Origin of the sequence: Aurantimonas sp. A2-1-M11 (genome assembly GCF_036549475.1) — a bacterium.
Classification (GTDB): domain Bacteria; phylum Pseudomonadota; class Alphaproteobacteria; order Rhizobiales; family Rhizobiaceae; genus Aurantimonas.
In genome coordinates, this window is record NZ_JAZHLI010000010.1 from 90,785 (window position 1) to 103,379 (window position 12,595).

Annotated in this window: 13 protein-coding genes; 2 read left to right on the top strand and 11 right to left on the bottom strand. The window is 64.5% G+C overall.

All coding sequences use genetic code 11. The annotated features are described in order from the left end of the window. Positions 1-6: 6 nt before the first annotated feature. Both VQ042_RS07070 and VQ042_RS07075 read right to left on the bottom strand, forming a co-directional pair. A complete protein-coding gene (locus VQ042_RS07070) occupies positions 7-909 on the bottom strand; it encodes an HNH endonuclease (RefSeq protein ID WP_331816971.1) in 903 nt (300 codons plus the stop codon). Between the two features lie 68 nt (positions 910-977). Next, complete coding sequence (locus VQ042_RS07075) at positions 978-1,520, bottom strand: GNAT family N-acetyltransferase (RefSeq protein WP_331816972.1); 543 nt, start codon at positions 1,518-1,520, stop codon at positions 978-980. A 304-nt stretch (positions 1,521-1,824) separates the two neighbouring features. Here VQ042_RS07075 and VQ042_RS07080 point away from each other — a divergent pair, with 304 nt between their 5' ends. Next, on the top strand, positions 1,825-2,817 hold the full coding sequence (locus VQ042_RS07080; RefSeq protein ID WP_331816973.1) for a glutathione S-transferase family protein: 993 nt from the start codon (positions 1,825-1,827) through the stop codon (positions 2,815-2,817). On the opposite strand, the gene VQ042_RS07085 is transcribed toward VQ042_RS07080, so the two are convergent. After that, a complete protein-coding gene (locus tag VQ042_RS07085; RefSeq protein WP_331816974.1) occupies positions 2,808-3,269 on the bottom strand; it encodes an NUDIX domain-containing protein in 462 nt (153 codons plus the stop codon). The two genes, VQ042_RS07080 and VQ042_RS07085, sit on opposite strands and share 10 nt — an antisense overlap. Positions 3,270-3,328: 59 nt before the next feature. On the opposite strand from VQ042_RS07085, the gene VQ042_RS07090 reads away from it, so the two are divergent. Further along, on the top strand, positions 3,329-4,279 hold the full coding sequence (locus tag VQ042_RS07090) for a metallophosphoesterase family protein (RefSeq protein WP_331816975.1): 951 nt from the start codon (positions 3,329-3,331) through the stop codon (positions 4,277-4,279). Here the strand turns inward: VQ042_RS07090 and VQ042_RS07095 are convergent, their stop codons facing one another. The 8 genes from VQ042_RS07095 to VQ042_RS07125 form a co-directional block, all read right to left on the bottom strand. Beyond that, positions 4,280-4,897, bottom strand: a complete 618-nt coding sequence (locus VQ042_RS07095; RefSeq protein WP_331816976.1) for a hypothetical protein — start codon at positions 4,895-4,897, stop codon at positions 4,280-4,282. A gap of 85 nt (positions 4,898-4,982) precedes the next feature. Continuing rightward, positions 4,983-5,801 (bottom strand): alpha/beta fold hydrolase, encoded by an 819-nt coding sequence (locus VQ042_RS07100; RefSeq protein WP_331816978.1) that lies wholly within the window; start codon positions 5,799-5,801, stop codon positions 4,983-4,985. A gap of 1 nt (position 5,802) precedes the next feature. Beyond that, positions 5,803-7,473, bottom strand: coding sequence for a 2-isopropylmalate synthase (gene leuA, locus VQ042_RS07105; RefSeq protein ID WP_331816999.1), 1,671 nt, complete (start codon positions 7,471-7,473; stop codon positions 5,803-5,805). Between the two features lie 415 nt (positions 7,474-7,888). Beyond that, positions 7,889-8,371: a sensor histidine kinase gene (locus VQ042_RS07110; protein WP_331816980.1), complete on the bottom strand. Its 483-nt coding sequence runs from the start codon at positions 8,369-8,371 to the stop codon at positions 7,889-7,891. Next, positions 8,266-8,835 (bottom strand): DUF4118 domain-containing protein, encoded by a 570-nt coding sequence (locus VQ042_RS25950; protein ID WP_442880050.1) that lies wholly within the window; start codon positions 8,833-8,835, stop codon positions 8,266-8,268. The genes VQ042_RS07110 and VQ042_RS25950 overlap by 106 nt, the downstream gene beginning before the upstream one ends. A gap of 296 nt (positions 8,836-9,131) precedes the next feature. Continuing rightward, positions 9,132-9,995, bottom strand: a complete 864-nt coding sequence (locus VQ042_RS07115) for a cation diffusion facilitator family transporter (protein ID WP_331817001.1) — start codon at positions 9,993-9,995, stop codon at positions 9,132-9,134. Positions 9,996-10,059: 64 nt separating this feature from the next. After that, complete coding sequence (locus VQ042_RS07120; RefSeq protein ID WP_331816982.1) at positions 10,060-12,249, bottom strand: anthranilate synthase; 2,190 nt, start codon at positions 12,247-12,249, stop codon at positions 10,060-10,062. A 107-nt stretch (positions 12,250-12,356) separates the two neighbouring features. Further along, a partial coding sequence (locus VQ042_RS07125) for a hypothetical protein (protein ID WP_331816984.1) occupies positions 12,357-12,595 on the bottom strand: 239 nt, incomplete at its 5' end.

Genomic DNA, 12,595 nt, shown 5'->3' on the forward strand with positions numbered 1-12,595 from the left:
GGCGCGTCAGTGCTTGAAGCAGTTGTCGCGATGCCAGCCGAGAAAGCGAGGATGTGGGCGATCCGCTGTTCGATGCGGCGGTAGCAGATAGCCGCTCTTGTTGATCAGGGTACGGACACTCGACGGATCGTTCACCTGTCTCGACACCAGTATCTGCAGATCATCGGCGATACCGATCAGCCCGCGATCGAACATCCAATGAACGGTGCCCGACAACGCCACACCGTTGTTGACGATATCGGGACCGTTCGCCTCCACCGGCCTGATGTGAGCCGCTTCGACTTCCGCCCGGCCACCGCCGTTGATGAGCTTCAGCCCGGTGATGGCGCAGCGCGAGTCGTATGCGCGCAGCACGAGCCGCCGGAACACCCGGTCGCGCACAATTCGTGAATCGAAATATTTGCCTCGATCGCGCTCTTCCTCGTCGCCATATTGAAAAGGCGTCGGCTCATCCTCAAACCCCATTTGATCGCGTAGGTCGGTTCGCGGGAGCATCTCCGAATCCATCTCGAACCCACGCTCCAGGATACGGTCCAGGTCCGCTGCCGAAATCTGTCGTACGGCTGATTGCGCCCGCCCGGAGATCCGGCCCGCGTCATTCAGTACACCGCGCTCGATCACCCCATCTGCGTCGCTGAATGGAACAGGGTTCGGGAAATCCAGATAGCTCCCCGGTTCGATCAAAGCGATATACATCCCAGGCGCCATGGGATCGGATATGACATCTTGCACCTTCGCGATCGCGAAATATCCTCGCGTATCCATCACCTTCCGCGGTTCGTAATAGACGATCCAATCGCCGAGGCATGCACGCACTCGACCAAGATACTGGCTCGGGAACTGATAGCGTTCCGCCGGGCTGTCGTCGTAGATCGAATCCGTGCGGTGGATGAAGATGCCGAATGCCATGTGTCAATGGATACCGGCAAGTCGGACAAAACCATAGCTTTCCAAGGAGAAAGCGCCGGCGAAACAGCCTAGCTACAGAAGAATCCAGAAGCGCTTCTACCAGCGGACTCCTGTCTCGGTTGGACCCGTCCCCTCACACCCTCCAGCTCACCCGGGACGAGTTCCAGCCCCAGCAGCCGGGACAGATCCACCGGGCCCGGCATGATCACAGATCCGCGCGGCAGCGGTCGGTAGCCGAGCGGCGCGTAATAGGGGGGATCGCCGACAAGGATGATGGAGGTCTCGCCGGCCTGGCGCGCGGCCTCGGCTGCGCGTTGCATCAGCGCCTTGCCGGCGCCGCGGTTCTTGAAGGCCGGACGCACGGCAAGCGGTCCGAGCATCAGCGAGGCCGTCGCACCGATCGCGATGGGCGTCAGGCGGACCGAGCCGATGATCGCACCGTCATACTCGGCGACGAAGGACAGCGCCGGCGCATGCGCCGCCATCTCGCGGACGCGTTCGGCGGCCCGCGTGAAGCGGCCAGGTCCGAAGGCCTCGGCGGCAATCGCATCGATGGCGGCGTGATGTGCGGGCTGTTCCGGCAGATACCGGACATCGGAGAGAGCGAACATGCGGGGATCATCCAGGTCGGGCGGGCATCAGCGCCGCTCGCAAGGCTCCCATTCGGCTGATCGGGACTCCGGCAAACGACGACGGTCAGTGCGCGCGGGCGCAGATCCTGTGTCGTCGTCGGCGGATGATCATGCTGGTCGCTCCTCGGTCTTCGGATCGGTAGCACCGCCTCCGGCCAAGGTCCAGCCAATGCTGCAAGCTCTCGAGGCAGCCACGTCCGTTGACGCTGCGTCGCGGCTGTAACGGGGACGCTCCGGGGCCACTTCGGTTAGCGTGACGAACCCGAACCGAAGGAGGACGCCCATGGGATTGCTCGTAGACGGCCAATGGCAGGACAAATGGTACGACACCAAGTCGACCGGCGGCAGCTTCAAGCGAACGACCACGAGCTTCCGCGATTGGATCACCCCCGACGGCTCGCCTGGCCCGGATGGGCAGAAGGGCTACAAGGCGGAGCCCGGCCGCTACCATCTCTATGTGTCCCTCGCCTGCCCCTGGGCGCATCGCACGCTGATCGCCCGCAAGCTCAAGAAGCTGGAGGACGTCATCTCCCTCTCGGTGGTCGATTACCACATGGGCGAGGAAGGCTGGGTCTTCTCCGACCGTCCCGGAGCCATCCCGGACACGGTTTTCGGCAAGGAGCGGCTCTACGAGATCTATCTGGAGGCCGACCCTCATTACAGCGGGCGCGTGACCGTGCCGGTGTTGTGGGACAAGCAGACCGGGACCATCGTCAACAATGAATCGGCTGAGATCCTGCGGATCCTCAACCGCGGCTTCGACGAGTATGGCGATGGGTCGGTCGATCTCTCACCCGAGGCCTTGCGCAGCGAGATCGACGCGATCAACGCGGACATCTACGACCACGTCAACAACGGCGTCTACAAATGCGGTTTCGCAACGACCCAGTCGGCCTATGAGGAGCCCTTCGGCGAACTGTTTGCCGCGCTCGACCGACTGGAGGAGCTTCTCTCGAAGCAGCGCTATCTCGTCCCAAGTGCGGCCCCTACCGAGGCGGACTGGCGTCTGTTCACGACCCTGATCCGGTTCGACCCGGTCTATTTCGGCCACTTCAAATGCAATCAGCGCCAGATCAAGGACTACCCGAACCTCTTCAAATACATGCTGGAACTCTATCAGATCCCGGGTGTCGCCGAGACGGTTGATCTCGATCACATCAAGGGCCACTATCACTCCAGCCACAAGACCATCAATCCCACGGGCATCGTCCCGCTGGGGCCCGAACAGGACCTGACCGTTCCCCATGGCCGGGAGCGATTGGCGGTTCACCAATAGGGATCGGGAGCCGCTTCGCCGGCAAGTTCGGCGAGGCGACGCAAGGTCGCGTCGGTCGTGCCATCCGGCAGGTCGTCGAGGGCGAAGAAATCCATCTCGGCGATCTCGGCGCTGGGCTTTCGGGCCCCCTCGCGCCGGAAGGCACCGCAGCGATAGAAGAGCACGTGGTCGCGGTTGGAAGCGCTGCGGTTGAAATGCGCCGAGACGAGTCGCGGCGGGTCGACCAGCACCAGCCCGACCTCCTCCCTGACCTCGCGCGCCATCGCGTCGGCCGCCGTCTCGCCGGGATCGACCCCGCCGCCCGGCAGGTACCAGCCGGAAACATATGTGTGACGCACAAGACAGATCCGTCCGTCGTTATCGGACACGACGCCTCGCACCCCCAGGGTCATTGGCCGTGCTACCACGTGCACGCCATGCAGAACGCGAACGATCAATTTCTCGAAACCCATCGAAACCCTTCGCTCCCGCAACCCTACCAATCGGCCGCTGCGCTCCTAGGATGACAGGCATGTTCCGACTTGCCCATCTCTCCGATATCCATCTCGGCCCCCTGCCCGAATTGTCGATCCGCGAACTCGCCTCGAAGCGGGTCACCGGATACGTCAACTGGCATCGCAATCGTCGCCGGGTGATGTTCGGCGACACGCTCGCCAACCTCATCCAGGACCTGCAACAGGAGGCGCCGGACCACATCGCGGTCACCGGCGATCTGGTCAATCTGGCAACCAAGGTCGAAACCATGGCCGCCCGGATGTGGCTCGAGGAACTGGGCAAGCCGCACCACGTCTCCGTGGTGCCCGGCAACCACGACGCCTACGTGCCGGGAGCGCTGAAACGTTCGTATCGCGAATGGTACGAATACATGATCGGCGACAATCCGCTGAACGCGCTCGGCAACTCGTTTCCCTATGTGCGGGTGCGCGACAAGGTTGCCGTATTCGGCGTCTCGACGGCGGAGGCGACGGCACCGTTTTTCGCCACCGGCACGTTCCGCCGCAAGCAGGCGATGACCTTGGCCAAGCAGCTCGAACAGAGCCGAGAGCAAGGACATTTCCGCGTGGTGCTGATCCATCACCCGCCGATTTCCGGCTCGACCTCATGGCACAAGCGACTGATCGGCAAGCAGTTCTTTTCCAAGGTCATCCACGAGATCGGGGCCGAACTGGTGCTGCACGGGCATACCCACCTCGACACGCTGCACTGGCTGAAAGGGCCCGAAGGCATGGTGCCGGTGGTTGGCGTGCCATCCGCCAGCCAGGCGCCTGGCGGTTCGCATCCGGCCTCGCGCTACAATCTGTTCGAGATCGACGGCGAGCCCGGCAGATGGTCATTGATCCAGCGCGAGCGCGGCGCGCGCGAGGCGCGGCCCGGGATCGGCTGGGTGCGTCAGCGTGAGCTTCTCACCGACGGAAGGGCGATCAACACGACCTCTCGAGAGGATGCGCTTCCCGCGAGATGATCAGCCGACCGACACGCCGGCATAGGACGCGATCGCCAGAAGCAGGCCCGCGCCCACGACCACTCCGATCATCATCCACACTGCGGCGATGACGAAATCGGTTGTGCGGGAGCGGTGCTGCTGCGGCTGCCGCAGCGGCTCCTCTTGGGTGCGGCGGACCGGATGCTCCGGCTTGGCGATCCGTTCGTTGAGTTCGTCATTCACCGCGAACGCCTTGTCGCGCTCGACGATGCGCTCGGCGACATAGTCCGTCACCCGATCGGCGATCACCCGTGCCTCGGTGGATTCCACCAGAGTGACGCGGCCCAGACGGGTCTCGCGGACGAGGCGATAGGTGCGCCGGTCCCGCGCCATCACGACGTTCGCCGTGCCGTCGATCCACAGCCGCGCATGCGCGCCGCCCGACAGGGTGAAATCGAACATCTCTTCGCCGGCCGGCAATTCGTCGATCAGCGGCTGCAGTTCTTCCTGCAGGATCTCCAGGCGCGCGCGATCGGCCTCGCGGATGTCGACGACGACGTCGGATCTCTGCGCGGCGGCGATCTTGGCCTGTCGCACGGCATCGGCCAGCCGCTTCGTCCCCATCAGGGACGCGACATTGTCCTTGCCTTCGCCCATCGATCGTTGCCTCGAATCCAATTCCTTAACCGAATGTTTATCATATCCAGATTCATGATTGGAAGAAACTGCGTGGTGGCGGCTGTCAGGCACCATCGACGTGCTCGATCGCTGCCAGGATAGCGCGCTCGCAGGCACCCTCGTCCTCCAGCATCAACATGTGGCCGCGGTCGGGAAGCGCCGTGAAAGCGAATCCCGGCGGGGCATGCGAGCCCTGCGCGAAGGGGGTCACGGGATCGTCGGCTCCCCAGAGCAGCGAGATCGGAACACCGGTTGCCGCGATGGCCTCCAGGGGCAGAAGGCCCTGCGTGCCGAAATCGACGCCCTCTTGGGCCGTGAACAGCATCGCGAATATGTGCTGGATCGCGGCCCGATCCTCCGGCGATCGGCCGGCGGCGATCGCCGCGGCGATTTCAGCGTCCGGCAGCCAGCCCCGCGCGCCCATTGCCCCCATCGCCCGGCGGATCGCATCTGCGCCCTCGGCCCGCATCACCGCACCAATCATGCCGCTGCCGATCTGGGGCCCGAAGCCGCCAGGCGCCAGCAACGTCATCGACGCCACGCGATCGGCCGCGAACAGGCTCATCAGGCAGGCGATCGCCCCGCCCATGGAATGGCCGACGAGATGGGCGGAGGCGATGTCCCTGGCGTCCAGCTCGGCGAGGATCGCGCGCGCCGCAACCTTGGGCGGGCCGAAGCCGGGATAGTCCCGCGAAGCGCCGTGGCCCGGCAGGTCGAAGGCGAGCACTCGCCTTTGCGGCGTGGCCAGCCGCTCCTGAAGGGACTCCCACAGCACTGCACGACCATCAAAGCCGTGCAGCAGGACCACGGGAGGGGTCGTTCCGCCTGCCTCGCCGCCGCGTTCGACGGCGAAGAGGCGCGGTGACGAATTGGCGTCGCTCATGTCAGCGCGATGCCAGGAGCCGGTTCGCTGCGGCGACCAGCGCTTCCAGCGAAGCGGTGACGATGTTCTTGTTCATGCCGACACCGAACAGGCGTCCGCTCTCGTGCTGGACTTCCATGTAGCAGATGGCGCCAGCGTCGGAGCCGGCCCCCAGCGAATGCTCCGAATAGTCGAACACCGAGAATTCGATGCCCAGATGCCGACAGAGGGCGTCGACGAACCCGTCGATGGGTCCGGTGCCGATGCCCTCGATCGTGGTCTCCACGCCATTGTCGAGAATGGTCGCCTCGACGATGCGCTCGCCCTTCACGTTGGGGCTCGGCCGCGTCGTGTGCTCGACGAAGCGGATGCGGCCCTCCGGCTGCTCGACATAACGCTCGATGAAGCGCTCGTAGATGCGCTTGACCGGCAGCTCGCGCCCTTCCTCGTCGGTGATCTGCTGGATGTCCTCGCGGAACTCAACCTGCAGGTTGCGCGGCAGGTTGAGGCCGTAGTCGGCCTGCAGGACATAGGCGATCCCACCCTTGCCCGACTGCGAGTTGATGCGGATGATCGCCTCGTAGGAGCGGCCGACGTCCTTGGGATCGATCGGCAGATACGGCACTTCCCACAATTCCTTGTTGGCGACCTTGCGGGCCTTCATGCCCTTGTTGATCGCATCCTGGTGCGATCCGGAGAAGGCCGTATAGACCAGCTCGCCCACATAGGGATGACGCTCGTGGATCGTCATCTGGTTGCAGTACTCGAAGATCTCCTTGATGTGGTTGATGTCGGAGACGTCAAGGTTCGGATCCACCCCTTGTGTGAACATGTTCAGCGCCAGGGTGACGATGTCGACATTGCCGGTGCGCTCGCCATTGCCGAACAGCGTGCCCTCGACACGGTCGGCACCGGCCATCAGGCCGAGCTCGGTGGCGGCGACAGCGGTGCCGCGGTCGTTGTGGGGATGCAGCGAGACGATCAGGTTGTCGCGATTGTCGAGCTTCCGGCACATCCACTCCATCTGGTCGGCATGGATGTTCGGCGTCGACATCTCGACGGTGGCGGGCAGGTTCAGGATCAGCTTGTTGTCCGGCGTCGGCTGGACGATTTCGGCGACCGCGTTGCAGATCTCGACGGCGAAATCGAGCTCGGTGCCGGTGAAGCTCTCCGGCGAATACTGGAAGCGATAGCCACCGCCCGCCTTGGCCGCCATGTCGACGACCATCTTGGCCGCGTCGGTGGCGATCTCCTTGATGCCTGCGCGGTCTTTCTGGAACACTACGCGCCGCTGCAATTCGCTGGTCGAATTGTAGAAATGCACGATCGGCCGATGCGAGCCCTCCAGGGATTCGAAGGTGCGTGCGATCAGTTCCGGCCGGCACTGGACCAGCACCTGCAGCGAGACGTCGTCAGGCGTTTCGCCTTCCTCGATGCACCAGCGCACGAAGTCGAAATCGGTCTGCGAGGCCGACGGAAAGCCGATCTCGATCTCCTTGAAGTTCATCGCTTTCAACAGGGCGAAGAAGCGCGCCTTGCGGTCGTGGCCCATCGGATCGACCAAGGCCTGATTGCCGTCCCGCAGGTCCACGGAACACCAGATCGGCGGATGGGTGATGGTCTTGGACGGCCACGTCCTGTCGGGCAGGTCGACCGGCCCGTACGGCTGATACTTGCGGGAGGCGAGCGGCATCGTTCCACGGCGCTCGGCGGTTTCGTGCGGCGTCTGCCGGGCATCTGCGGCCGGACGCGTGGCGGGGGAAACGGACATGGTCTTCGCACCTTGGTCGCTGGGCGGATGCCGGCTGCGGCGATCTTGCGCACGCATCGGGCCGGTCATCGGCAATTGGAACCGTCTTGTAAAGCGAGAGGGGCTGAGCGCGTGGGCCGATCGGACCACAGTGCCGGCTCGACCGCCGGACGCCCCTTCAGGTCAACGGGTCCGACGGCCGCAGCTAAGAAGGAGAAGACGTAGAAGGGTCAGCGGACGCGCAGCATCGGCAGCCCCGTTCCGGGCCGCGATCATGCCGAAATGGGATGGCGTCGCATTCATGCCGCGAAGAGTAGCCGCAAATTCGCCCATGGCAAGCCGAAAATATGCGCAGGGCTCAAGCCGCCGGTTGCGGCGCGAAGGCGGGCCGCGCCTCGAAGACCAGCGTGGCGACTGCGCCGGCGTCGTTGGACGCCTCGAAGCTGCCGCCGATCTGCTGGGTCAGCGATCCGACGATCCGCATGCCGAGATTGCGCGACTCTGCGATGGAAAAGCCTTCGGGCCAACCGGGCCCATCGTCGGCGACTTGCAGCCGCAGGGTATTTCCCTGCTTTCCTTCTTGTTGCAGCGTGACCCGGATGGTCCCCGGCCGACCATCTGCACAGCCATGCTCGATGGCATTGGAAATCAGTTCGGTGACGATCAGGGCGAGCGGCACAGCCGTTTCGGCATCCACCTCGGTGGGCGCGACCTCGGTCTCATAGGTCACCCCGGTCACCCCGGAGGCGGCCAGGAGATCCGCGCCGAGTTGCGACAGATAAGGCGCCATGTCGAGGCTCTGGCGACTGGGATCGTGCAGCTGGCGCTGTATCTTGGACACGAGGCCGATCCTGGCGGACGCCTGCTGCAGGGCTGCGGTCGCCTCCGCGGAGGAGGAGACGCGAGCCTGCGTGTCAGAAGGGCGGACACGACCGCAAGATTGTTGGAGACCCGGTGCTGCAATTCGCGGAACAGGAGATCACGCTCATTGGCATAGCGGGCCGTCGCCTCCTTCTCGATTGTCAGCCGGTCGAGCGCCACATGCATCCAGTGGATCAGGGCTATGTCCACCGCGACGATGAAGACGTAGAAGGCCAGCGCCAGCAACGAGCCGCCGGTCAGCCCGAAGGAATCGAAAGGCGGGATGAAAAAGTACCAGGCCGCCAGTCCACCGAGGATACCGACCAGGGCACCGGGCGCGGTGCCGGCCAGGAACGTCGTGATGATCACTGCAGGGAAGAAGGTGAGGTACGGAAAATCCGCCCGGCAGCTGGTGGTCGAGCTCGTAGCGAACCCAGAAGGCAAGAGCGATCGCGGTCGCCGCGAACATCCATTTTAGGACCGGCTTGTCGCGCCACGAAATGGCGACGAGAAATGCCTGTATGCCTTTCAGGCTGTCAGGATCGGCATTCTTGCGCCGTGTGCCGATGTCGACCGCCATGGGGGTTCCCTGTCTGATTGTCTGTCGCCGCAAGGCTCTTGCGACGCCGACCTCCCCTGCATCGCCAGCTATTGCCGCTGTTGCGGCAAATGGCAAGCAATTGCCTATTGAATTCAGCAGGCTGGCCAAACTTGGCAGCGCGTCTGCGAGTGAAACGGCGTCAGAGAACCGGGACGCCGGTCTGCTTGGCTTCGCCCTCCGGTTCGACATGGATCGAGACCCGCGCACCGTCGAAGGCTACCTGCAACGCATCCTCGATGCGGTCGCATATCTCGTGGGCCGCGCCGACGGTCATGGTTTCCGGAACCACCATGTGGAACTCGATGAAGATCGCCCGGCCGGCGAGCCGCGTCTTCAGGTCATGGACCTCCAGCGCTCCCTCGGCGTGGGACGAAATGATGTCGCGGACATTGGCCTCCTCGCCCGGGTCGATCGCGCGGTCCATCAGCCCCGACAGCGAGCTCATGACCACGAGGTAGCCCTCGCGCAGGATGTTCAGCGCGACCAGCGCCGCCATCAGCGGGTCGAGGATCGTCCACCCCGTGCTGGTGGCGATCAGCAGGCCCGAGATGACGCCGATCGAGGTGACGACATCCGCCATGATGTGACGCCCGTCCGCGGCCAGCGCCGGCGAACGCCGGGCCGCGCCCTGGCGGATCAGATAGGTTGCCCAGACGGCGTTGATGGTCGTTGCGGCCGCGTTGATCGCAATGCCGATCAGCGGTGCTTCCAGTTCGCGCGGCACCAGATAGGCCTGCCACGCCTCACGCAGGATGAGGAGCGCTGCGAGCACGATCAGCACGCCCTCGACAACCGCCGAGAAATATTCCGCCTTGGTGTGGCCGAAGGGGTGGTCGCTGTCGGCCGGCTTGTAGCTCAGGGTTACCGCCCAGAGCGCGATCAGGCCGGCGACGACATTGACGATGGATTCCAGCGCGTCCGAAAACAGCGCCACCGAACCGGTCATCCGATAGGCGGCGTATTTGATGGCGAGCACGACCACCGCCACGGCGACCGATGCCATGGCGATGCGCTTGACCAATGGGGCGCTGGTGACCGCCGCCTCATGTGCCCCGTTGCTCACGAGATCAGGCCGCCTGTTCGCGGGCCCGGCGCGGCAGCTTCGCGACGATGTTCTCGATCATCCGCATGCCGGCATCGCCACCCAGGCTCATGATGCTCTCCGGATGGAACTGCACCGCCGCGACCGGCTCGGTCCGATGCTCGAAGGCCATGACGATGCCGTCGTCGGTCTCGGCCGTCACGATGAAGTCCTTCGGCAGGCGCACCGGATCGGCGAAGATCGAGTGATAGCGCCCGACGGTCACCTCGCCCGGCAGGCCGGAGAAGATGATGCCCGGCTCGGAGATACGGATGCGGGACGGCTTGCCGTGAACGGGCATGTGCAGCGTGCGCAGCGTGCCGCCATAGGCTTCGGCCAGGGCCTGCAGGCCGAGGCAGACGCCGAAGATCGCGGCGCCATGCTCGCGCGCCCGGGCGATCGTGCCCTTGCAGTCGAAGTCGGACGGATTGCCCGGTCCCGGCGACAGCACCACCAGATCCGGCGCGATGCGATCGAAGATTTCGGCCGGCACGGGGGTGCGCACGGTGGAAACTTCGGCGCCGGTCTGCCGGAAATAGTTCGCCAGCGTGTGGACGAAGGAATCCTCGTGATCGACGAGCAGGATCCGAAGCCCCTCCCCGACTCTTGCGGAATCGCGCTTGGCGGCTGCCGGATCAGGCGCGCCGGCCTCGCGGATCGCGCCGATCAGCGCGGAAGCCTTGAGCTCGGTCTCGGCTTCCTCCTCTTCGGGATTGGAATCGTAGAGCAGCGTTGCGCCGGCGCGCACCTCGGCGATACCGTCCTTCAGGCGGATCGTGCGCAAGGTCAGGCCGGTGTTCATGTCGCCGTTGAAATGCACCATGCCGACGGCGCCGCCATACCAGGCCCTCGGGCTCTTCTCGTTGTTCTCGATGAAGCGCATCGCCCAAAGCTTCGGTGCGCCGGTGACGGTGACCGCCCAGGCGTGGGACAGGAAGGCGTCGAAGGCGTCCATCCCGTCGCGCAGCCGGCCCTCGATATGGTCGACCGTATGGATCAGGCGGGAATAGACCTCGATCTGGCGCCGGCCGATCACCCGCACCGAGCCAGGATCGCAGACCCGGCTCTTGTCGTTGCGATCGACGTCGGAGCACATGGTCAGCTCCGACTCGTCCTTCTTGGAGTTCAGCAGCTTCAGGATCTGCTCGGAATCGGCGATGGCGTCGTCGCCGCGCTTGATCGTTCCGGAGATCGGGCAGGTCTCGACGCGGCGGCCATTGACCCGCACGAACATCTCCGGCGAAGCACCGATCAGGTATTCGTTGGATCCGAGATTGACGAAGAAGGAATAGGGCGACGGGTTCACCGCCTTCAGACGCCGGGAGATTTCCGACGGACGGTGCTCGGCGCGCTCGTAGAACACCTGTCCGGGGACCACCTCGAAGAGATCACCTCGCATGAACCGCTCCTTGGCGGAGCGCACGAGGTCGGCATATTCGCCGGGCCGGTGGTCGCCGCGGGGCGGGATCCGGTCCGACGGGACGAAGGGCGCATCCGGCCCGCCGCCCTCCAGCCCCTCGGTCGAGGCGCCGTCCATGGCGAAATCGTAGCGGGTCAGGACGGCCGAGGCCGAATAGTGATCGACCTCGAGCAGTTCGTCGGGAAGGTACAGCACCAGATCGCGGCGTTCGGCGTCGCGCTCCAGTACTTCCGGCACCGGCTCGAACTGATAGGCGAGATCGTATCCGAAGGCGCCGTAGAGGCCGAGCTCGCGGCCCTCCTCGGAACGGAACAGCGAGACGATGGTGCGCAGCACCGAGAAGATGCTCGGCATGCGCGAGCGCTCTTCCTCCGTGACCGCGGCGGTCGGCTCGACAATGGTCAGGTCGATGAAGCCGTCGCCATGGGTGCGGCTGGCGATGTCGGCATTGCCAGCCAGCGCCGCGTCGATGAAGTCGAGCAGCACGCGGCCGCGCGGATTGAGCGCCTCGATGCGCATCTCGCGCCTGGCGGACGAGAGCACCAGCGGTGGATCGACGAAGGCGACGTCCTGGCGGGTGTAGCGGCCCGGATATTCGTAATTGGAGAACAGCACGGCGCCGCGGCGCGTGTCGAGCCAGTCGAAATAAGGCTCGATCGCGCCCTCATAGGCGACGGCCGTCCGGCTGCGGGTGATCGTGATGCCTCCGGCGGTTACGAAACGTTCCCGTCCGTCCTCGGTCTGCTCGGTCACCATGCATTTTCTCCGGGTCTTGCGACAAGCTCGTTGCGGGTCTCGTGCCCGGACCCCGGCGCCAAAGCAAAAAGGCCGCCGGATGATCCGAGGCGGCCTTGATGTACTGATCACATGCGTGACGGTCCGGCCGCTGTCAGCGTGCCCACCACCAGTCCATCGCAGAGATCATCGTTTCCATGAAGATTCGGATAGACGACGGCGCGGCAAAGGGCAATGGCAATCACGTTCGGCCTCAGGGCAATCGGGTGAAGAAGGTGATGACAAGCGGCTGAAGAGCTGAATCTTTCGAACTCCTCTGATTCTTGCGGGAGGAGATTTCGATGGTGGAGAGCGATGGCGATTTTGT